The 21,281-nt window shown below is 71.1% G+C and carries 16 protein-coding genes and 1 pseudogene; 9 read left to right on the top strand and 8 right to left on the bottom strand.

Annotated features, from left to right (window positions below):
* Nucleotides 1-55: 55 nt before the first annotated feature.
* The 3 genes from BZL64_RS15360 to BZL64_RS15350 all read right to left on the bottom strand — a co-directional run bounded on the left by BZL64_RS15360 (nucleotide 56) and on the right by BZL64_RS15350 (nucleotide 4,115).
* The gene (locus BZL64_RS15360) at nucleotides 56-892 is read right to left on the bottom strand and encodes an aldo/keto reductase (RefSeq protein WP_086769751.1); all 837 of its coding nucleotides are present in this window, start codon (nucleotides 890-892) and stop codon (nucleotides 56-58) included.
* 175 nt (nucleotides 893-1,067) lie between these two features.
* Nucleotides 1,068-2,894 carry an AMP-dependent synthetase/ligase gene (locus BZL64_RS15355; RefSeq protein ID WP_086769750.1) on the bottom strand — a complete coding sequence of 609 codons (1,827 nt, stop codon included), beginning with the start codon at nucleotides 2,892-2,894 and terminating at the stop codon, nucleotides 1,068-1,070.
* Nucleotides 2,895-3,209: 315 nt separating this feature from the next.
* Complete coding sequence (locus BZL64_RS15350; protein WP_086769758.1) at nucleotides 3,210-4,115, bottom strand: LysR substrate-binding domain-containing protein; 906 nt, start codon at nucleotides 4,113-4,115, stop codon at nucleotides 3,210-3,212.
* 161 nt (nucleotides 4,116-4,276) lie between these two features.
* Here BZL64_RS15350 and BZL64_RS15345 point away from each other — a divergent pair, with 161 nt between their 5' ends.
* Nucleotides 4,277-5,296, top strand: a complete 1,020-nt coding sequence (locus tag BZL64_RS15345) for a bile acid:sodium symporter family protein (protein ID WP_086769749.1) — start codon at nucleotides 4,277-4,279, stop codon at nucleotides 5,294-5,296.
* 89 nt (nucleotides 5,297-5,385) lie between these two features.
* On the opposite strand, the gene fdhD is transcribed toward BZL64_RS15345, so the two are convergent.
* The 5 genes from fdhD to BZL64_RS15320 are packed head-to-tail and all read right to left on the bottom strand — an operon-like array spanning nucleotide 5,386 to nucleotide 11,841.
* Complete coding sequence (fdhD, locus tag BZL64_RS15340; protein WP_086769748.1) at nucleotides 5,386-6,234, bottom strand: formate dehydrogenase accessory sulfurtransferase FdhD; 849 nt, start codon at nucleotides 6,232-6,234, stop codon at nucleotides 5,386-5,388.
* A 4-nt stretch (nucleotides 6,235-6,238) separates the two neighbouring features.
* A complete protein-coding gene (locus BZL64_RS15335) occupies nucleotides 6,239-7,099 on the bottom strand; it encodes a 2Fe-2S iron-sulfur cluster-binding protein (RefSeq protein WP_086769747.1) in 861 nt (286 codons plus the stop codon).
* On the bottom strand, nucleotides 7,096-8,919 hold the full coding sequence (locus BZL64_RS15330; RefSeq protein ID WP_086769746.1) for an NADH-ubiquinone oxidoreductase-F iron-sulfur binding region domain-containing protein: 1,824 nt from the start codon (nucleotides 8,917-8,919) through the stop codon (nucleotides 7,096-7,098). Before BZL64_RS15330 ends, BZL64_RS15335 begins: the two co-directional genes overlap by 4 nt.
* Before the next feature lie 4 nt (nucleotides 8,920-8,923).
* The gene (locus tag BZL64_RS15325) at nucleotides 8,924-10,873 is read right to left on the bottom strand and encodes a molybdopterin oxidoreductase family protein (RefSeq protein ID WP_086769745.1); all 1,950 of its coding nucleotides are present in this window, start codon (nucleotides 10,871-10,873) and stop codon (nucleotides 8,924-8,926) included.
* Entirely contained in the window at nucleotides 10,870-11,841 is a 972-nt protein-coding gene (locus tag BZL64_RS15320; RefSeq protein WP_086769744.1) for a 2-dehydropantoate 2-reductase, read from the bottom strand. Before BZL64_RS15320 ends, BZL64_RS15325 begins: the two co-directional genes overlap by 4 nt.
* A gap of 249 nt (nucleotides 11,842-12,090) precedes the next feature.
* Between BZL64_RS15320 and BZL64_RS15315 the strand changes: the two genes are divergently transcribed.
* From BZL64_RS15315 to BZL64_RS15280, 8 genes and pseudogenes are all read left to right on the top strand, one after another.
* A complete protein-coding gene (locus BZL64_RS15315) occupies nucleotides 12,091-13,473 on the top strand; it encodes an OFA family MFS transporter (protein ID WP_086769743.1) in 1,383 nt (460 codons plus the stop codon).
* Nucleotides 13,454-13,576: pseudogene (locus BZL64_RS41150) on the top strand (MFS transporter small subunit); the annotation flags it as partial. The gene BZL64_RS15315 and the pseudogene BZL64_RS41150, both read left to right, overlap by 20 nt.
* A 186-nt stretch (nucleotides 13,577-13,762) precedes the next feature.
* On the top strand, nucleotides 13,763-14,710 hold the full coding sequence (locus BZL64_RS15305; protein WP_086769741.1) for a beta-ketoacyl-ACP synthase III: 948 nt from the start codon (nucleotides 13,763-13,765) through the stop codon (nucleotides 14,708-14,710).
* A 150-nt stretch (nucleotides 14,711-14,860) separates the two neighbouring features.
* Nucleotides 14,861-15,538 carry a GntR family transcriptional regulator gene (locus tag BZL64_RS15300; RefSeq protein WP_086769740.1) on the top strand — a complete coding sequence of 226 codons (678 nt, stop codon included), beginning with the start codon at nucleotides 14,861-14,863 and terminating at the stop codon, nucleotides 15,536-15,538.
* A 313-nt stretch (nucleotides 15,539-15,851) separates the two neighbouring features.
* Nucleotides 15,852-17,033, top strand: coding sequence for an ROK family transcriptional regulator (locus tag BZL64_RS15295; RefSeq protein WP_086769739.1), 1,182 nt, complete (start codon nucleotides 15,852-15,854; stop codon nucleotides 17,031-17,033).
* Nucleotides 17,034-17,282: 249 nt separating this feature from the next.
* A complete protein-coding gene (locus tag BZL64_RS15290) occupies nucleotides 17,283-18,809 on the top strand; it encodes a sugar ABC transporter ATP-binding protein (protein WP_086769738.1) in 1,527 nt (508 codons plus the stop codon).
* A complete protein-coding gene (locus tag BZL64_RS15285; RefSeq protein ID WP_086769737.1) occupies nucleotides 18,806-19,837 on the top strand; it encodes an ABC transporter permease in 1,032 nt (343 codons plus the stop codon). The genes BZL64_RS15290 and BZL64_RS15285 overlap by 4 nt, the downstream gene beginning before the upstream one ends.
* A gap of 29 nt (nucleotides 19,838-19,866) precedes the next feature.
* The gene (locus BZL64_RS15280; protein ID WP_086769736.1) at nucleotides 19,867-20,916 is read left to right on the top strand and encodes a substrate-binding domain-containing protein; all 1,050 of its coding nucleotides are present in this window, start codon (nucleotides 19,867-19,869) and stop codon (nucleotides 20,914-20,916) included.
* Nucleotides 20,917-21,281 lie beyond the last annotated feature (365 nt).

Genomic DNA, 21,281 nt, shown 5'->3' with positions numbered 1-21,281 from the left:
CCCCTGGAATCCAGAGGGGCGCCCTTCGCGCGCTGTTCCGCTGCGGTCCTGGAACTCAGCCGATGTCGAACGCGGCCGGGTCCGGGCCGATCCGCCGGTCCTCGTTCAGCGCGCTGATCGCGGCCAGGTCCTCGGTGTCCAGGCTGAAGTCGAACACCTCGATGTTCTCCTTGATCCGCGACGGCGTCACGGACTTCGGGATCACGACGTTGCCGAGCTGGAGGTGCCAGCGCAGCACGACCTGGGCCGGGGTGCGGTTGTGCTTGCGGGCGATGGCGACGATCGCCGGTACCTCCAGCAGCCCCTTGCCCTGGCCCAGCGGGGACCAGGCCTCGGTGGCGATGCCCTGCTCCGCGTGGAACTCCCGCGAGGCGTGCTGCTGGAGATAGGGGTGCAGCTCGATCTGGTTGACCGCGGGGATGACCGAGGTCTCGGCGATCAGCCGCTCCAGGTGCTCCGGCAGGAAGTTGGAGACGCCGATGGCCCGCGTGCGGCCGTCCGCGAGAAGCTTCTCGAACGCCTTGTACGTGTCGACGTAGGTACCGCGGGCCGGCAGCGGCCAGTGGATCAGGTACAGGTCGAGGTAGTCCAGGCCCAGCTTCTCCAGCGAGGCGTCGAACGCGCGCAGTGTCGCGTCGTACCCCTGGTCGCTGTTCCAGAGCTTTGTGGTGACGAAGAGGTCCTCGCGGGCCACGTCCGAGGCGGCGAGTGCCTTGCCGGTGCCCTCCTCGTTGCCGTAGATCGCCGCTGTGTCGATGCTGCGGTACCCGGCCTCCAGCGCGGTGGCCACCGCCTGCTCGGCCTCGTCGTCCGGCACCTGCCAGACACCGAAGCCCAGCTGGGGCATCTCGACGCCGTTGTTCAGGATGATCGGGGGGACCTTGCTGCTCACGAGCTCTTGATCCTTCGGTTGTCCGTCAAGTGGTACTCCCATGGTCAACGATCACGGGGCGTGATGCATTCCTGACTGCGGAATTCGCGGTCCTCAAATCCCAGGGCCGGTGTCCGGCAACCGGTGTCCGGCAACCGGTGTCGCGTGTCCGGGATCCGGAACGCGGGTCCGCGGTTCACGTCCGGTACAGCGCGTCGACCTCGTCGGCGTACGTGTTCTCGATGGCCTTGCGCTTCAGCTTGAGGGACGGGGTGAGCAGGCCGTGCTCCTCGGTGAACGGCTGGGCGAGGATGCGGAACGTGCGGATCGACTCCGCCTGCGACACCAGCGTGTTCGCCGCCACGACGGCCCGGCGCACCTCGGCCTCCAGGTCCGGATCGCTCACCAGCTCGGCGGGCGGAAGCTGGGGTTTCCTGCGCATCTGAAGCCAGTGTTCGACCGCTTCCTGATCGAGGGTGACCAGAGCGGCGACGAACGGCCGGTCGTTGCCGACGAGGAGGCACTGGTTCACCAGCGGATGGTCCCGGACACGTTCCTCCAGCAGCGCCGGTGAAACGCTCTTGCCGCTGGAGGTGACCAGGATCTCCTTCTTGCGGCCGGTGATGGTGAGGTAGCCGTCCTCGTCGAGGGAGCCGAGATCGCCGGTGGCGAGCCAGCCCTCGTGCAGGGTCTCGTCGGTGGCCTTGGGGTTGTTGAGGTACCCCTGGAAGACGTTGTCGCCGCGCAGCCAGATCTCGCCGTCGTCCGCGATGTGCACGGTCAGCCCGGGGATGGGCTGGCCGACGGTGCCGTAGCGGGTGCGGCCGGGCGGGTTGGCGGTGGCGGCCGCGGTGGTCTCGGTGAGGCCGTAGCCCTCGTAGATCTGCACGCCCGCGCCGGCGAAGAACAGTCCGAGCCTGCGGTCCATCGCCGAGCCGCCGGACATGGCATGCCGGACCCGGCCGCCCATGGCCGCGCGCACCTTGGAGTAGACGAGCTTGTCGAACAGCTGGTGCTGCATGCGCAGGCCCGCCGTGGGGCCCGGCCCGGTGCCCCACGCCTTCGCCTCGACGGCCTCCGCGTAGTCGACGGCCACCTCGACGGCCTTCTCGAACGGCCCGGCCCTGCCCTCCCGCTCGGCCTTGCGGCGCGCCGCGTTGAAGACCTTCTCGAAGATGTAGGGCACGGCGAGGAAGAAGGTCGGCCGGAACGCGGCCAGGTCGGGCAGCAGGGCGGCGGCGTTCAGCTGGGGCTGGTGACCGAAGCGGACCCGGCCGCGGATCGCGGCGATCTGCACCATCCGGCCGAAGACGTGCGCGAGCGGCAGGAACAGCAGCGTCGCCGCCTCGTCGCCCTTCCTGGAGTGGAACACCGGCTCCCAGCGCTCGATGACGGTGTCCGCCTCGAACATGAAGTTGCCGTGCGAGATGACACAGCCCTTGGGACGGCCCGTGGTCCCGGACGTGTAGATGATCGTCGCGGTCGAGTCGGGGGTGACGGCCTCCCGGTGCCGGTGCACCACCTCGTCCTCGATGTGGGCGCCGGCGTCGTACAGCTCCTGTACGCAGCCCGCGTCCAGCTGCCACAGCCTGTGCAGCCGGGGGAGGCGGTCGATGACGGTGGCGATCGTCATCGCGTGGTCCTCGTGCTCGACTATCGCGGCGGTCACCTCGGAGTCGTACAGCATCCAGAAGCACTGCTCTGCCGAGGACGTGGAGTAGACGGGGACGACCTGGGCGCCGATGGTCCACAGGGCGAAGTCGAAGAGGGTCCACTCGTAGCGGGTGCGGGACATGATCGCGACGCGGTCGCCGAACCGGATGCCCTGGGCGAGGAGGCCCTTGGCGAGGGCGAGGACCTCGTCGCGGAACTCGCCGGAGGTCACGTCCCGCCACTCGCCGCGCTCGTCCTTGCGGCCGAGCGCGATGTGCCGCGGGTCGTCCTGGGCGTGCTGGAACACGACGTCGGCCAGACCGCCCACGGGCGGTGGCGACGCCGACGGAGGGTTGGTGAACTCCCGCAAACCCCACCTCCCGCTTCTCATGGCCGCACAGCGCCGTGAAAGCTACCCCACCCCCGCGCGGGGCGGGAGGGGTCCGGAAAGCGGCCGATGGTCTCGTCCGCGCCGGTAGCTGCGGGAAAATGGGCTCACATGCGGAAGGGTCGGACACAAAGCTGACGGAAGAGTAAGTTTCGGTGCCGTAATCTCCACCGAATCCGCCCGACCCTCTTACGGGGCGGGACCCCCGGCGCGAAGAGGCGGCGGCGCGTCGCCGCACCCCCTCGGTCCAGCGCCGGAGCGACCGATTCCGTCACCCCCTCCGCGCGTCCCGTGCCGTCAGCCGGTGCCGCTCGTCCCGTCCGGTTCTGCCGGGCGCGGTCCGCCCCGGTGCAGCCGGTCGCCGCTCGCCAGGATCGCCGCCGCGAGCGCGTCCGCCGCCCCCTGTGCCGCCGTACGCCGCCGCCCCTGCACCAGGACGAACTCGATGCGGCCCAGCTCGGGCAGGCCCGCCCGGTCCGGGACGCGGACCAGACCCGGCGGGATCAGGCCGCGCGAGTGCGCCATCACGCCCAGGCCCGCGCGGGCCGCCGCGATGAGCCCGTTCAGGCTGCCGCTCGTGCACACGATCCGCCACGCCCGCCCCTGCCGCTCCAGTGCCTCCAGAGCGAGCGCGCGGGTGATCCCCGGCGGCGGGAAGACGATCAGCGGCACCGGCCGGTCGGCGTGCAGCCGCAGCCGGTCCGCGCCGATCCACACCAGCTCGTCGTGGCGCACCAGCTCGCCGCGCGGGTCCTCGGGGCGCCGCTTGGCCAGCACCAGGTCCAGCTTCCCGGCCGCGAGCTGCTCGTGCAGCGTGCCGGACAGCTCCACGGTCAGCTCCAGGTCGACCTCGGGATGGTCGTGCCGGAAGCCCTCCAGGATCTCCGGCAGCCGCGTCAGCACGAAGTCCTCCGATGCCCCGAAGCGCAGCCGGCCGCGCAGCCGGGTACCCGTGAAGAACGCCGTCGCCTGCTCGTGCACCTCCAGGATCCGGCGCGCGAACCCGAGCATCGCCTCGCCGTCCTCGGTCAGCTCGACCGAGTGCGTGTCGCGGGTGAACAGCGTCCGCCCGGCGGCGTCCTCCAGCCGCCGGACGTGCTGGCTGACGGTCGACTGGCGCAGCCCGAGCCGCCTGGCGGCCTGCGTGAAGCTCAGCGTCTGCGCGACGGCCAGGAAGGTGCGCAGCTGGGACGGTTCGTACACACCGGCCAGGGTAGCGGCCATCACGAAACGCGATGACAGTGAGAGCGGTGTACCGGATTCCCGATCACGGGGCGGAGGAGGACGATGGACGGGGGCCCCTGGGCCCCGGGGTTCACCCCGACGAACGAGCGATACGAGCAAGAACGAGCAAGTGGAGCACCGTGAAACGCCTGCACCGGCCGCGCTGGATGCCGATCGACCCGTACATCCTGCTGCTGCTCGGCACGGTCGGCCTCGCGGCGCTCCTGCCGGCCCGCGGCTCCGCCGCCGACGTGGCCTCCGGCGCCTCCACGGCCGCGATCGCCTTCCTGTTCTTCCTGTACGGCGCCCGCCTGTCCACGCGGGAGGCGATGGACGGGCTCAGGCACTGGCGGCTGCACGTCACCGTCCTCGCCTTCACCTTCGTGATCTTCCCGCTGCTGGGCATGGCAACCCGCGGCCTCGTTCCGGTGATCCTCACCGACCCGCTCTACCAGGGACTGCTGTTCCTGACCCTGGTCCCCTCGACCATCCAGTCCTCCATCGCCTTCACCTCGATCGCCCGCGGCAACGTGCCCGCCGCGATCTGCGCCGGCTCCTTCTCCTCCCTGGCCGGCATCGTCGTCACGCCGCTGCTCGCGGCCGCCCTGCTCGGCGGCAGCGGCGGATTCTCCGCGGACTCCGTCGTCGAGATCGTGCTGCAACTGCTCGTGCCCTTCATGGCGGGGCAGCTGCTGCGCCGCTGGATCGGCGGATTCGTCGCCCGGCACAAGAAGGTCCTCGGCTACGTCGACCGCGGCTCGATCCTCCTGGTCGTCTACACGGCGTTCAGCGAGGGCATGGTCCAGGGCATCTGGCACCAGGTCAGCCCCGCCCGGCTCGCCGGTCTGCTGGCCGTCGAGGCCGTACTGCTCGCCGTCATGCTCGCGCTGACCTGGTACGGCTCCAAGGCGCTCGGGTTCGACCGCGCGGACCGGATCGCGATCCAGTTCGCCGGCTCCAAGAAGTCCCTGGCCTCGGGACTTCCCATGGCGAGCGTCCTGTTCGGCGCCCACGCCTCGCTCGCCGTCCTGCCCCTGATGCTCTTCCACCAGATGCAGCTCATGGTGTGCGCGGTCATCGCCAAGCGCCGGTCGCACGACCCGGAGGCGGAGCGGGAGACCGGGGCGGAGCCGGGCACGGGGGCGGCGGCGAGGGTCTGAAGGGCCGAGGGTCTGAGGCGGGGCCCCTTACGACGCAGGGGGCGCTCCCCGCCGGTCGGAGCCCCGCCGCCGTGCCGCGGGCAGCCGCGTCAGCCCCGCGCGGCCGCGGTCCGCAGGGCGATACGGTCCTCACCCGCGTACACGTTCATGGAGGCGCCCCGCAGGAAACCCACCAGCGTCAGTCCCGTCTCCGCCGCCAGGTCCGCCGCCAGCGAGGACGGTGCCGACACCGCCGCGAGCATCGGGATGCCCGCCATCACGGCCTTCTGTGCCAGTTCGAACGAGGCCCGGCCCGACACGAGCAGGATCGCCCGCGACAGCGGCAGACCGCCGCTCTGCAGGGCCCTGCCGACCAGTTTGTCGACCGCGTTGTGCCGGCCGACGTCCTCGCGGACGTCCAGCAGCTCGCCGTCCTCGGAGAACAGGGCCGCCGCGTGCAGACCGCCGGTGCGGTCGAAGACGCGCTGGGACTCGCGCAGCCGGTCGGGGAGGACGGCGAGGAGTTCGGGTGCGACGCGCAGCCGGGGAGTGTCGGCGATGGGCCAGCGGGTCGTCGTACGGACCGCGTCCAGGCTGGCCTTGCCGCACAGGCCGCAGGAGGAGGTCGTGTAGACGTTCCGTTCGAGGGTGATGTCGGGGATGGTGACACCGGGAGCCGTGCGCACGTCGACGACGTTGTAGGTGTTCGAGCCGTCTGCGATCGCCCCGGCGCAGTAGACGATATTCTGCAGATCGGATCCCGTCGCCAGTACGCCCTCGCTGACCAGGAATCCGGCGGCGAGCGCGAAGTCGTCACCGGGCGTGCGCATGGTGATGGCGAGGGGCTTGCCGTTGAGGCGGATCTCCAGCGGCTCCTCCGCGACCAGCGTGTCCGCTCGGCTGGACACCGCCCCGTCCCGGATGCGGAGCACCTTGCGTCGTTCGGTGACTCGTCCCATGTCGTCAGCCCCGGTTCTGTACGTGCTGGTAGCCGAATCGGCCCTTGATGCAGAGGTTGCCGTGGGTCACCGGGTTGTCGTGCGGCGAGGTGACCTTGACGATCTCATTGTCCTGCACGTGCAGGGTCAGGTTGCAGCCCACACCGCAGTACGCGCACACGGTCGTCGTCCGGGTCTGCGCCGACTCGTCCCAGGTGCCCGCCGCCCGCCGGTCGAACTCCGACCGGAACGACAGCGCGCCCGTCGGGCACACCTCGACGCAGTTCCCGCAGTACACGCACGCCGAGTCGGTCAGCGGCGCGTCGTGCTCGACGGCGATCCGGGCGTCGAAACCACGGCCCACGACGGAGATCGCGAAGCTGTTCTGCCACTGCTCGCCGCAGGCGTCGACGCACTTGTAGCAGAGGATGCACTTGTCGTACTCGCGGACGTAGAGATCGTTGTCGACCCTGGGTTCCTCGTCCACGCGGGCCGCGTCGGGGCCGAAGCGGTCCGGTTTCGCCTCGTACTCCTTGATCCACTCCGCGACCGCCGGCGTCGTGGACAGATCGACCGAGGACGCGAGGAGTTCGAGGACGATCTTGCGGCTGTGCCGGGCACGCTCGGTGCCGGTGCGGACCTCCATGCCCGGCTCGGCCGCGCGGGAACAGGCCGGCACCAGCGTGCGCGAGCCCTCGACCTCCACGACGCAGAGACGGCAGGCGTTCTTCGGGGTGAGCGTGTCGCCCTGGCACAGGGTCGGCACGTCCTTCCCGGCCGCGCGGCAGGCGTCCAGGATCGTCGAGCCCTCCGGCGCGCGCACCGGTTCCCCGTCGATCGTGAACTCCAGCAGGCGGCGGGGGATCCCCAGCGGTGTCACGGTCATTCGTAAGCCCCCAGACGGTCGATCGCCGACTCCACGGCGTTCCACGCGGTCTGCCCCAGACCGCAGATCGAGGCGTCCCGCATCGCGCGGCCGACCTCTCTGAGCAGGGCGATGTCCTCGGCCGCCGCCGCTCCCGTGCGCTCCGCGATCCGGTGCAGCGCCTCCTCCTGGCGGACCGTCCCGACCCGGCACGGCACGCACTGCCCGCAGGACTCGTCGCGGAAGAACTCGGCGATCCGCAGGAGGAGCCGGGGGAGCGGGACGGTGTCGTCGAAGGCCATCACGACCCCCGACCCGAGGGTGGTGCCCGCCTCGCGGGTGCCCTCGAAGGTGAGCGGCACGTCCAGTTCGTCGGGGCGTACGAAGCCGCCGGCCGCCCCGCCGAGCAGAACCGCGCGCAACCGGTCTCGCACGCCCGCCAGCTGCAGCAGCTCGCCCAGCGTGGCGCCGAACGGCAGCTCGTAGACACCGGGCCGCTCGACCGCGCCGGACACGCAGAACAGCTTGGGGCCGGTCGACCCCGCGGTGCCGATCGCCGCGTACGCCGGGGCCCCCATGGTCAGGATCGGCAGGACGTTGACCAGCGTCTCCACGTTGTTCTCGACCGTCGGCCTGCCGAACAGGCCCTTCTCCACCGGGAACGGCGGCTTCGCGCGCGGTTCGCCGCGGTAGCCCTCGATCGAGTTGAACAGGGCGGTCTCCTCGCCGCAGATGTAGGCGCCCGCGCCGCGCCGGATCTCGATGTCGAACGCGTAGCCCTGACCGAGGATGTCGTCGCCGAGCAGTCCGCGGGCGCGCGCCTGGTCGACCGCATATTGCATACGCGATATCGCCCGCGGATACTCGCCGCGCACATACAGATAGCCGCGGTGCGCGCCGATCGCGTACGCCGCGATCGTCATCGCCTCCACGAGCGCGTACGGATCGCCCTCCATCAGTACCCGGTCCTTGAAGGTGCCCGGTTCCGACTCGTCCGCGTTGCACACCAGGAAGTGCGGGCGGTCGGGCTGGGCGGCTGTCGCCCGCCACTTGCGGCCGGTCGGGAAGGCCGCACCGCCGCGCCCGGCCAGTCCTGAGTCGGTGACCTCCCGGATCACCCCGGCCGGGCCCAGGGCGAAGGCCTCACGCAGGGCCGCGTAACCGCCGTGGGCCCGGTAGTCGTCCAGCGAGGAGGGGTCCACCACGCCCACCCGGCGCAGGAGGAGCAGCCCCGCATCCCCCGCCTGCGGGACCGCCTCGGCCGCGGGCGGCTCCTGCGGCGCCGAGTCCGGCGCCCTCGCGGCGAGCACCGCCCCGCCCGCTGTCGCCGGCGCCGCCACCGCCGTACGCACCGGGTCGCCCGCCCTGACCGCCAGCGCGGCCGGGGCGCGTTCGCACAGGCCGAGGCACGGGCCGCGCTCGACGTGGACGCCGCTGCCGGGGCCCAGCCCCGCCTCGATGCCCGCGCACAGGTCCTGCGCGCCGGCGACCGTGCACGCCAGGTCCGTGCAGACGTGCAGGACGGTCGCGGGGCGGGGCCTGACGGAGAACATGGCGTAGAAGGTGGCGACGCCGTACGCCTCCGCCGGCGGCACGGTCAGCCGGCGGCACAGGTAGTCGAGGGCGCCCTCGCTGATCCAGCCGACCCGGTCGTTGACCGCGTGCAGCCCCGGCAGCAGCAGGTCGCGCCGACCGCGCGCCTCGCGTCCGCCGCGCGCCCATCTCAGGTCGGCGTCGCTGCGGTCGGCGCCCTCCCAGGAGGACCGCGGAGGGCCCAACAGGGCGTCCACGGCCGCCCGTTCCTCGTCGGTCGGTTTGCTGTCGCCGAAGTGCAGGTCCACACCGTCACCTCACGTAGGTCGCCACGCCGGCCGGGCCGGAGAGCGGGGCCGGGAGCTTGTCGATCCGGATCGCCGAGGCCTTGAACTCCGCCGTCCCCGCGATCGGGCAGTTCGCCTCGATCGTCAGCCGGTTGGTGTCCACCTCGTCGGGAAAGTGCATCGTCATGAACGCCAGACCGGGCCGCAGCGCGGTGTCGATCCACACCGGCGCCGTCACCGACCCCCGCCGGGACGACACCCGTACCTCCTCGCCGACCACGACCCCGAGGTGCTCGGCGTCCTCCGGACACAGCTCGACGAACTCGCCACGCCGCAGCGGCGAGGCGTAACCGCCGCTCTGCACACCGGTGTTGTAGGAGTCCAGGCGTCTGCCGGTGGTCAGCCGGATCGGGTACTCCTCGTCCGTGAGGTCGACCGGCGGATCGTGCCGCACGATCCCGAACGGCGCCCGCGGGCCCCGAAGTTCCGGCTCCCTCTCCCACAACCTGCCGTGCAGATAGGAGGATTCGATCCGCTCGGTGCTCGGGCAGGGCCACTGGATGCCCTGGTGCTCGGCCAGCCGCTCGTACGTCATCCCGTGGTGGTCCGGCGACAGCGAGCGCAGCTCGTTCCACACCGACTCGGCGTCGGGGTACTTCCAGTCGTGGCCGAGCCGGGACGCCAGGTCGCACAGGATGTCGATGTCCTCGCGGGCCTCGCCGGGCGGCGTCACGGCGCGCCGCACCCGCTGGACCCGGCGTTCACTGTTGGTGGTCGTGCCCTCGGTCTCGGCCCAGCCGGCCGTCGCGGGCAGCACCACATGCGCCAGCTCGGCCGTCTTCGTGAGGAAGATGTCCTGCACGACGAGGAAGTCCAGCGACGTCAGCCGCCGCAGCGCCTGCTCGCTGTCGGCCTCCGACTGCGCCGGGTTCTCGCCGATGCAGTAGACGGCCCTCAGCCCGCCCTCCTCCATCGCCTCGAACATCTCCGTCAGGTTCAGCCCGTGGTGCGGCTGGATGACGGTGTCCCAGGCCGACTCGAACTTCAGCCTGGCCCGGGGATCGAGGATGTCCTGGAAGCCGGGCAGGCGGTTGGGGATGGCGCCCATGTCGCCGCCGCCCTGCACGTTGTTCTGCCCGCGCAGGGGCTGCAGCCCGGAGCCGTACCGGCCGACGTGACCGGTGAGCAGCGAGAGGTTGATCAGCGCGCGCACGTTGTCGGTGCCGTTGTGGTGCTCGGTGATGCCCAGGGTCCAGCAGAGCTGAGCGCGCTCGGCGCGGGCGTAGGCGTGGGCCAGCTCCCGGATGGCGGCGGCCGGTACGCGGGTCACCTTCTCGGCCAGCGACAGCGTCCACGGCTCGACCAGTGCCCGGTACTCCTCGAAACCGCTGGTCGCCCGTTCGATGAAGGCGTGGTTGGCGAGGCCGGCGTGGATGATCTCGCGGCCGAGTGCGTGGGCCATGGCGATGTCCGTGCCGACGTCGAGGCCGAGCCAGCTCTCCGCCCACTCGGCGGTCGACGTCCGCCGCGGGTCGACCGCATACAGTCGACCACCGTTGTGGATCCCCTTCAGCACGTGCTGGAAGAAGATCGGATGCGCGAACCGGGCGTTGGACCCCCACATCACGATGACGTCCGTGTGCTCGATCTCCTCGTACGACGACGTCCCGCCGCCGGAGCCGAACGCCGCCGACAGGCCGGCCACGCTCGGGGCGTGACAGGTGCGGTTGCAGGAGTCGACGTTGTTGGTGCCCATGACGACTCGGGCGAACTTCTGTGCCACGTAGTTCATCTCGTTGGTGGCGCGGGCGCAGGAGAACATGCCGAACGCGCCGCGCGCGGCCGCCAGACCCCGCGCCGTCCGGTCCAGTGCCTCGTCCCAACTCGCCTGCCGGAACGGCTCGTCGAGCGAGTCGCGGACGAGCGGGTGGGTGAGCCGTGTGTAGGTCTTCGGGGTCCGGTCGTGTTTCCTCATGCGGCGCTCCTCAGCGCGAGCAGGTCCGAGATGGCGTGCACGGTGCGCAGGGTGGGCACCTCGACGCCGGTGATCCCCGCCAGTTCGACGACCGCCGCGAGGAGGACGTCCAGCTCCAGCGGCTTGCCGCGCTCCAGATCCTGGAGCGTGGAGGTGCGGTGGTCGCCGACCCGCTCGGCGCCCGCGAGGCGGCGCTCGATGGAGACGCCCACCTCGCAGCCGAGGGCCTCGGCGACGGCGAGCGTCTCGCGCATCATCGTCTCGATGACCTGCCGGGTGCCGCCGTGCAGGCACATCTGCCGCATGGTGGCGCGGGCCAGCGCGCTGATCGGGTTGAAGGAGATGTTGCCGAGCAGTTTGAGCCAGATGTCGTTGCGCAGGTCGGGTTCGACCGGGCACTTCAGCCCGCCCGCCCGCATGGCCTCGCCGAAGGCCGTACAGCGCGCGGACACGCTGCGGCCGGGTTCGCCGACCGAGAACCGGGTGCCTTCCAAGTGCCGTACGACGCCCGGTCCTTCGAGTTCGGTGGCGGCGTACACCACGCAGCCGACGGCCCGTTCCGGCGCCAGCACCGCACTGACCGTGCCGCCGGGGTCCACGCTTTCCAGGCGGTGGCCGTCGTGGGGGCCGCCGTGCCGGTGGAAGTACCACCAGGGGATGCCGTTCTGGGCGGCGACGACCGCCGTGGTGTCGTGCAGCAGGGGCTCGATCAGCGGCCCGCACGCCGCGTACGAGTGGGCTTTGAGGCCGAGGAAGACGTAGTCGACCGGGCCGATCTCGGCCGGGTCGTCGGTGGCGTGCGCGCGGGCGGTGAAGTCGCCGCGCGGACTGAGCACCCGCACCCCGTCCCGCCTCATGGCCGCCAGATGCGGTCCACGGGCGACGAGGTGCACATCGGCGCCGGCGCGGTGGAGCGCGGCACCGACATAGGCGCCGATCGCACCGGCGCCGAGAACTGCGACTCTCACGAGAGCACTCCGTTCGGTTTGAGGGATACCGCGGAGGTGGTGGGGGAGCGGGGGATGAGGAGGCGGAGCGCTCGGTCCGGCTTGGAGACCGACCGAATCCTGTCGACGGAATATTGTCTACAGTATGGAAGGAGGTCCAGCAAGGGTTCGCGCGCGTCCTACCGTTCGCCGCATCCTGCATACCGTTCACCGCATACGGCGGATGCGCCGACTTTCCAACTCCCGTGCGGCTGCCTACCGTCCGGGATCATGAGTCCCCCGGTCGCACCCCCGGGCTGGAGCCGCTGGCTCGTCCCGCCCGCCGCCCTCTCCGTCCACCTCTCCATCGGGCAGGCCTACGCCTGGTCCGTCTTCAAACCGCCGCTCGAATCCGCGCTCGGCCTCAGCGGCACGCAGAGCGCGCTCCCCTTCCAGCTGGCGATCGTCATGCTCGGCCTGTCCGCCGCGTTCGGCGGCACCCTCGTGGAGCGCAACGGGCCGCGCTGGGCGATGACCGTCGCCCTGATCTGCTTCTCGTCCGGCTTCCTCATCTCCGCGCTCGGCGCCGCCACCGAGCAGTACTGGCTGATCGTCCTCGGCTACGGCTTCGTCGGCGGCATCGGCCTCGGCATCGGGTACATCTCGCCCGTCTCCACGCTGATCAAGTGGTTCCCGGATCGGCCCGGCATGGCCACCGGCATCGCGATCATGGGCTTCGGCGGCGGCGCGCTCATCGCCTCGCCCTGGTCGGCACAGATGCTGGAGTCGTTCGGCTCCGACCACTCCGGGATCGCGCTCGCCTTCCTCGTCCACGGGTTGTCGTACGCCGTATTCATGACCCTGGGTGTCCTGCTGGTGCGGGTGCCGCGCCCCGTCGAGCCGGCCGCGGTGGGTGGTCCCGGCGCCGCGGCGGGTGTGCAGGTCTCCGCCCGCACCGCCGTGCGCACCCCGCAGTTCTGGTGCCTGTGGGTCGTGCTCTGTATGAACGTGACCGCCGGCATCGGCATCCTGGAGAAGGCCGCCCCGATGATCACGGACTTCTTCGCCGACACCTCGACCCCCGTGTCCGTCACCGCCGCCGCGGGCTTCGTCGCCCTGCTGTCGGCGGCCAACATGGCCGGCCGCATCGGCTGGTCGTCGACCTCCGACCTCATCGGACGCAAGAACATCTACCGCGTCTACCTGGGCGTCGGTGCCCTGATGTACGCGCTGATCGCTCTGGTCGGCGACTCCTCCAAGCCCGTGTTCATCCTGTCCGCGCTGGTCATCCTCTCCTTCTACGGCGGCGGCTTCGCCACGATCCCCGCCTACCTCAAGGACCTGTTCGGCACCTACCAGGTCGGCGCGATCCACGGGCGGCTGCTCACCGCCTGGTCGACGGCCGGGGTCCTCGGCCCGCTGATCGTCAACTGGATCGCCGACCGGCAGGAGGAGGCCGGGAAACACGGCTCGTCCCTCTACACGGCGTCCCTGGTCATCATGATCGGGCTGCTGGTCGTCGGCTTCGTCGCCAACGAACTCGTCCGCCCCGTCCACGCCCGCCACCACCACGTCCCCGCACCGAGGGAGGCCGCCGATGCCACAGCAGACACCACAACCGGTTCCGCAACCGACGTCGCAGGAGCCAGGCCCCAGCAGCCCGAATCCGCCTGACCGGCGACCACTGATCGCCTTCGCCTGGCTGTGGGTGGGCGCACCGCTCGCCTACGGGCTGTACGAGCTCGTACGCAAGGCGACGCAGTTGTTCACCGGATAGCGGAGCGCGATGTCCGTCCGCCGTGGCCCGCTCGGCACGGCGGACAGGCGTCCGGGCGGGAAAGTGATAGCGGGAAGCCGACAAGCCCGGCGCGGGTTTCCTGTCGCTTCACGTGCCCGCGTACCCGTGAGTCACTGATCAGACTGGAGGATCCCGCTACCCAAGGCAACGAGGGGGACCCCCCAGATGAACGGCTCGCGCATCGCCGCCGTCGGTCACTACCAGCCCGCCAAGGTACTCACCAACGAGGACCTGGCGAAGCTGGTCGACACCAATGACGAGTGGATCAGGAGCCGGGTGGGTATCCGCACGCGCCACATCGCCGGGCCCGACGAGCCCGTGGACGACCTGGCCGCGCATGCCGCCGCCAAGGCGCTCGCGGCGGCCGGTCTCACTCCGCAGGACATCGACCTGGTTCTCGTCGCCACCTCCACCGCCGTGAACCGCTCGCCCAACATGGCCGCCCGGGTCTCCGCCCGCCTCGGCATCCCGGGTCCGGCCGCGATCGACGTCAACGTGGTGTGCGCCGGGTTCACCCACGCCCTCGCCACCGCCGACCACACCATCCGGGCGGGCGCCGCGACGCGTGCCCTGGTCATCGGCGCCGACAAGATGTCCGAGGTGGCCGACTGGACCGACCGCACCACCTGCGTCCTGGTCGGTGACGGAGCGGGCGCCGCCGTGGTCGAGGCCTGCCCCGTCGGTGCGGAGCCCGGGATCGGGCCCGTGCTGTGGGGATCGGTGCCCGAGATGGGCAACGCGGTGCGCATCGAGGGGCAGCCGGCCCGGTTCGCGCAGGAGGGACAGAGCGTCTACCGGTGGGCGACGACCCGGCTGCCGCCGCTCGCGCGCGAGGCCTGCGAGCGGGCCGGCCTCGCCCCCGAGGACCTGGCCGCCGTCGTCCTGCACCAGGCGAACCTGCGCATCATCGAGCCCCTCGCCGCGAAGATCGGCGCCGTCAACGCCGTGGTCGCGCGCGATGTCACCGAATCGGGCAACACTTCCGCGGCGAGCATCCCGCTCGCCTTCTCCAAGCTGGTCGAGCAGGGGGCGATCACCAGCGGCGATCCGGTCCTGCTGTTCGGTTTCGGCGGCAACCTCTCCTACGCCGGGCAGGTCGTACGCTGCCCGTGACGGGCGGTGTCACGGATCCGGGCGACAGGTGTGACGCGGTCGACCACGCCCGGCTCTGGCTACAGTGAGCCGTAGACTGTAGACGAAAGACAATCGATACTGGCTTTCCGGCTGCCGGCGCCCGGCGCTGCCCAGGAGGGGGACCGACCGATGTTGTCGACAGGACTGCCGCAGGGGGCGGTGCCCAGGCTCGAACGCCCCGGCCCGCTGCGCGAGCGCGTCTACGAGGCGCTGCTCGAACTCATCACGACCCGCGCTCTCCAGCCCGGCCAGCACCTCGTCGAGAGCGAACTCGCCGGTCACCTCGGCGTTTCACGGCAGCCGGTGCGCGAGGCGCTGCAGCGGCTGAACACCGAGGGCTGGGTCGATCTGCGGCCCGCCCAGGGCGCGTTCGTGCACGAGCCGACCGAGCAGGAGGCCGACCAACTCCTCACGGTCCGTACGCTGCTGGAGGCCGAGGCGGCCCGGCTCGCCGCCGCGAACGCCGACAAGGCGGGTCTCGACGCCCTCGACGATCTCCAGGCGCAGGGCATGCTCGCGGTCGCCTCCGACGACGTGGACCGCGCCGTGCTCCTCAACGCCATGTTCCACGCGAAGATCATGGAGCTGGCGGGCAACACGGTCCTCGCCGAGCTGGCGGGCCAGGTCGACCGGCGGGTGCGCTGGTACTACACGCCCATCGCCCGGCAGCGCGGCCACCAGTCCTGGATCGAACACCGGGATCTGATCGCCGCGATCGCGGAAGGCGACGAGCAGCGCGCCACCCAGCTCATGCGTGAACACACCGAACACACGCGCCGCTCGTACCACGCCCGCCAGGGGGCCTAGCCGGACGCCGGACGCCGGACGCCGGGCGCCTGGCGCCTAGCGCCGGGCCGTCACCGGCGCCGCTGTCGCCATCCCTGGCACCATCCCCGGCACCACCGCGGTCACCACTCCTGCCGACGCCCTGTCCGCCGCCCGCTCGTTCCTGCCCTGCGTGCCCTCTTCGGGTCGCAGGGCACTCCTTTGTCCTGTGAGTGGAGAAAGTTGACGGCAATCCGTGCACGACTTCTTCCCACTCCCGGCAACCGCTGCTACGTTCCCCTCGAAAGCAAGACAGCAGGCGGCCGATCGAGGCGGGGAGAGGTTCGTGAGACGCATGACGGCACGACCCGCGAACACCCACCAGGCCCACCTGCTGCGGCTGTTGCGCGACGGAGGTCCCAACTCCCGCGCACAGCTGGGTGATCAGGTCGACCTCTCACGGTCCAAGCTGGCCGTGGAGGTGGACCGGCTGCTGGAGACGGGGCTGGTCGTGGCCGACGGACTCGCCGCCTCGCGCGGCGGCCGTCGCTCCCACAACGTCCGGCTCAATCCCCAACTCCGTTTCCTCGGTGTCGACATCGGCGCGACCTCGGTCGACGTCGCCGTCACCAACGCCGAACTGGAGACGCTCGGACACCTCAACCAGCCCCTCGACGTACGTGAGGGACCGGTCGCGGTATTCGAGCAAGTGCTCGCCATGGCCGCGAAGTTGAGGGCGACGGGACTCGCCGAGGGCTTCGACGGCGCCGGCATCGGCGTCCCCGGTCCGGTCCGCTTCCCCGAGGGCGTACCGGTCGCGCCGCCGATCATGCCCGGCTGGGACGGCTTCCCCGTGCGGGAGGCGCTCAGCCAGGAACTCGGCTGCCCGGTCATGGTCGACAACGACGTGAACCTCATGGCGATGGGTGAGCAGCACGCGGGCGTCGCCCGCACCGTCGCCGACTTCCTGTGCGTCAAGATCGGCACCGGCATCGGCTGCGGCATCGTCGTCGGCGGCCAGGTCTACCGCGGTACCACCGGCAGCGCGGGCGACATCGGGCACATCCAGGCCGTGCCCGACGGCCGCCCCTGCGCCTGCGGCAACCGCGGTTGCCTGGAGGCCTACTTCAGCGGCGCGGCCCTGGCACGCGACGCCATGGACGCGGCCCAGCAGGGACTTTCGGCGGAACTCGCGGCACGGCTGGCGACGAACGGCGGCCTCTCCGCCGTCGACGTCGCCGCCGCGGCGGCGGCGGGCGACGCCACCTCCCTGGACCTGATCCGCGAAGGCGGCAACCGCACCGGCCAGGTCATCGCCGGGCTCGTCTCGTTCTTCAACCCCGGTCTGGTGGTGATCGGCGGCGGGGTGACCGGCCTCGGCCACACCCTGCTCGCCGCCATCCGCACCCAGGTCTACCGTCAGTCGCTTCCCCTGGCGACCCGCAATCTGCCCATTGTCCTGGGCGAATTGGGCCCCACCGCCGGCGTCATCGGCGCGGCCCGCCTCATCAGCGACCACCTGTTCTCACCCGTGTAGCCATCCGTTCGTACCGGCGACCAAGTCCCACCTGCGTAGCCACCCGTTCGTACCGGCCTCCCGCCTCAGTCATCACCTGAACCCTCCACCCCAGTCGTACGGCACCGCCGGCACAGCGCCTTGCTCTGCCCTGCCCTGCCTCGCCCTGTCTCGCACCCTGCCCAGCCCTGCCCTGTCTCAGCCCAAGAGCGCCCGATTCCTGGCGTTCTGCCCTGACTCCGGCCCGCACGCCCGCCGAGGGGAACCCACATGGCATCAGAACCACCGCTGCTCAGCATGTCCGGCATCACCAAGTCGTTCCCCGGCGTCCGGGCCCTGGACGGCGTCGACCTCGACGTCCAGCCCGGTGAAGTGCACTGCCTGCTCGGCCAGAACGGGGCCGGCAAGTCGACCCTCATCAAGGTGCTGGCGGGAGCCCACCAACCCGACGGCGGCACCATCCGCTGGCGCGGCGAGCCTGTCGTCCTGCGTTCGCCGATCGCTGCCATGCGCCTCGGCATCGCCACCATCTACCAGGAACTCGACCTGGTGGAACACCTGTCGGTGGCGGAGAACGTCCACCTCGGTCACGAACCTACCGCCGCCGGCTTCGTCGTCCGCAGGAGGCTGGCCCGCCAGTCGACCGGCGTACTCCTGAAACGACTTGGGCACGGCGAGATCGACCCGGCCCGTCTGGTGGGGGAGTTGTCGGCGGCCCAGCAGCAGGTGGTCTCCATGGCGCGGGCCCTTTCCCACGACGTCCGGCTGATCGTGATGGACGAGCCGTCCGCCGCCCTCGACCCGGACGAGGTCGACAACCTCTTCCGCATCGTCGGCGACCTCACGGCGGACGGCGTCGCCGTCGTCTACATCTCCCACCGCCTGGAGGAGATCCGTCGCATCGGCGACCGCGTCACGGTGCTGAAGGACGGGCGGGCGGTGGCCGGCGGGCTGCCGGCGAAGACGACCCCCACCCGCGAGGTCGTCTCCCTGATGACGGGCCGCAACGTCGAGTACGTCTTCCCCGAGCGGCCGGCGGACGGTGTGCCGCCGACCGGGGCGAAGCCCCTCCTGGAGGTGCGCGGACTGGCCAGGCAGGGCGAGTTCGCACCGCTCGACCTCGATCTGCGGCCGGGGGAGATCGTCGGCCTCGCCGGACTGGTCGGCTCCGGACGCTCCGAGATCCTGGAGACGATCTACGGCGCTCGCAAACCCACCTCCGGCCAAGTGCTCGTGGACGGACGGCCGTTGAGGCCAGGGAGTGTGCGAGCCGCGGTTCGCGCCGGACTGGGTCTCGCCCCCGAGGAGCGCAAGGCCCAGGCGCTGCTGATGCTGGAGTCCGTCACCCGCAACGTCTCCGTCTCCTCCCTCGCCCGCTTCTCGCGCGCCGGCTGGATCGACCGCGGCGCCGAACGGGGGGCCGCCCGCGCCGCGACCCGCGAACTGTCCCTGCGCCCCGACAACCCGGCCGTGCCGGTACGGACTCTTTCCGGCGGCAACCAGCAGAAGGCCGTCCTGGCGCGCTGGCTGCTGCGCGGCTGCCGCGTCCTGCTGCTCGACGAGCCCACCCGAGGGGTCGACGTCGGCGCCCGCGCCGAACTGTATGCGGTCGTCCGCCGACTGGCCGACGAAGGCCTCGCCGTGCTGATGGTCTCCAGCGAGGTCCCGGAGGTCCTCGGGCTCGCCGATCGCGTCCTGGTGCTCCGCGAAGGACGCGTGGTCCACACCGCGCCCGCCCGCGAGCTGGACGAACACCGTGTACTCGACCTCGTCATGGAAGGAAGCCCGGCGTCATGACGCAGCCCGTCTCCCCGCAGCCCGTCTCCCCGCCGCGGGACAGCACCGACAAGGTGCCCCAGGCCCAACCCGCCGCCTGGCGCGGCCTCGTGGTCCGCGCCGACATCCGCACCCTCTCCCTGCTCGGCGTCCTCGCCGCACTCGTCCTGATCGGCGGCATCACCAAGCCGGACGAGTTCCTCGACACCCGCAACCTCCAACTCGTGCTCACCCAGGGCTCGGTGATCGGCGTCGTCACGGTCGGGATGACCTTCGTCATCACGTCCGGCGGCATCGACCTCTCCGTCGGCGCGATCGTCGCCCTCGCCTCCGTCTGGGCGACCACACTGGCCACCCAGGAGTACGGCTTCGGCGGCATCCTCTTCACCTCCGTCCTCGTCGGCCTCGGCTGCGGTCTGGTCAACGGCCTGCTCATCGCCTACGGCGGCATGGTCCCGTTCATCGCCACCCTCGCGATGCTCGCCTCCGCCCGCGGACTCGCCCTGCAGATCACCGACGGCAAGACGCAGATCGTCACCTCCGACAGCATCCTCGACCTCGGCGAGCGCGACTCCTACGTCCTCGGCGTACCGCCCCTCGTCATGGTCTTCGCAGTCGTGACGATCATCGGCTGGCTCGTGTTGAACCGCACCACCTTCGGCCGGCGCACCGTCGCCGTCGGCGGCAACGCGGAGGCCGCCCGCCTCGCCGGCATCGACGTACGCCGCCAGCGGCTGTACCTCTACCTGCTGTCCGGACTGTGCTGCGGCATCGCCGCCTTCCTGCTGATCATCCTGTCCGGATCGGGTCAGAACACCAACGGCAACCTCTACGAACTCGACGCCATCGCCGCCGCGATCATCGGCGGCACCCTGCTCAGCGGGGGTCGCGGCACCATCGTCGGCTCCGTGCTCGGCGTCCTGATCTTCACCACGATCACCAACATCTTCGCCCTGAACAACCTGCAGAGCGACGTCCAGCAGATCGCCAAGGGCGCGATCATCGTCGCCGCCGTGCTGGTCCAGCGCCGTACCGCGAGCACGACCTGAGGAAAGGGTTCACCGCCATGTCAGAGCCGATGAGATTCGCGAGCCGCTTCACCAGTCGCCGAGGTCTGCTCCTCGGAACCGCCGCCGTCTCGGCCGGTGCCCTCGTGACCGGTTGCACGAGCAATGACCCCAAGAACGAGGAGCCCGCCGCCGACACCCGGCCGGCCGCCGACGACAAGCCCGGCAAGCAGGTCACCATCGGCTTCGCCGGACCCCAGGCCGACCACGGCTGGCTCAACGCCATCAACGACAACGCCAAGAACCGGGCCAAGAAGTACTCCGACGTGACCCTGGAGATCACCGAGGGCTCGAACGACACCGCGCAGCAGATCGGCCAGATCGAGACCCTCATCAACAAGAAGGTCGACGTCCTGGTCATCCTGCCCGCCGACGGCAAGGCCCTCACCCAGGTCGGTCTCCAGGCGATGCGCGCGGGCATTCCGGTCATCAACCTCGACCGGATCTTCAACACCCCGCAGGCGTACCGGTGCTGGATCGGCGGCGACAACTACGGCATGGGTCTCAGCGCCGGTCACTACATCGGCGAGAAGCTCAAGGGCAAGACCGACGCCCGGGTCATCGAACTGGCCGGCCTGGACAACCTGGAACTCACCAAGCAGCGCACCCAGGGCTTCGACGACGCGCTGAAGAACTACCCGAACGTCAAGAAGGTGGCCCGTCAGGCCGCCGACTTCACGGTCGAGTCCGGGCAGGCGAAGATGGCCCAACTCCTCCAGGCACAGTCGAAGTTCGACGCGCTGTGGAACCACGATGACGACCAGGGCGTGGGTGCGCTGCGCGCCATCGAGCAGGCCGGCCGCGACGACTTCATGATGGTCGGCGGCGCCGGTGCCCTCTCCGCCTTCCAGGCGATCAAGCAGGACAGCGGCGTCCTCAAGGCCACCGTCCTCTACCCGCCCACGATGGCCGCTTCCGCCATCGACCTCGCCCGCGCCCTCGGGCAGAGCAAGGGCGTCGGCGGACTCGCCGAGTACGAGATCCCCGCCTCGATCACCCTCTACTCGGCGGTGGTCGACAAGGAGAACGTCGACCAGTACATGTCCACCGGCTTCCGGTGAGACACGGGCTCCGCCCGGCCGGCTCCCGAGCCGGTCACCGGACGGAGGCCACCGGGCGGAGGACCGGGGTGCGCCGAAGGCCGGGGGACCGCTTCCCGTCCGCTTCCGCCTCGGTTCCTGTCGGCTCCAGTCGCTTCCCGGCCACTCCCGCCGGGCGCACGGCACGCCGTCGGCACGCGGTGACGGCGAGCGGCGGAGCGATACGCGCCCCGGCGGGGCGCCTGTGCCGGCGGGGCGCGTCCCGGCCGGGCCGCGTGCCTCGCCGCGGGCCGTACCGCGGTGAGGCCCGACGAGTGAGCCGACCGGGGAGGCACACCCCGGCCGGCGGCCCGTCCCGGACCACACCCGCCCGGCAGGCCCCACCC

Origin of the sequence: Streptomyces bobili (genome assembly GCF_002154575.1) — a bacterium.
Classification (GTDB): Bacteria; Actinomycetota; Actinomycetes; order Streptomycetales; family Streptomycetaceae; genus Streptomyces; species Streptomyces bobili.
The sequence above is the reverse complement of the archived record's forward strand: the minus strand, read 5'-3'. Positions and strand labels throughout refer to the sequence as shown.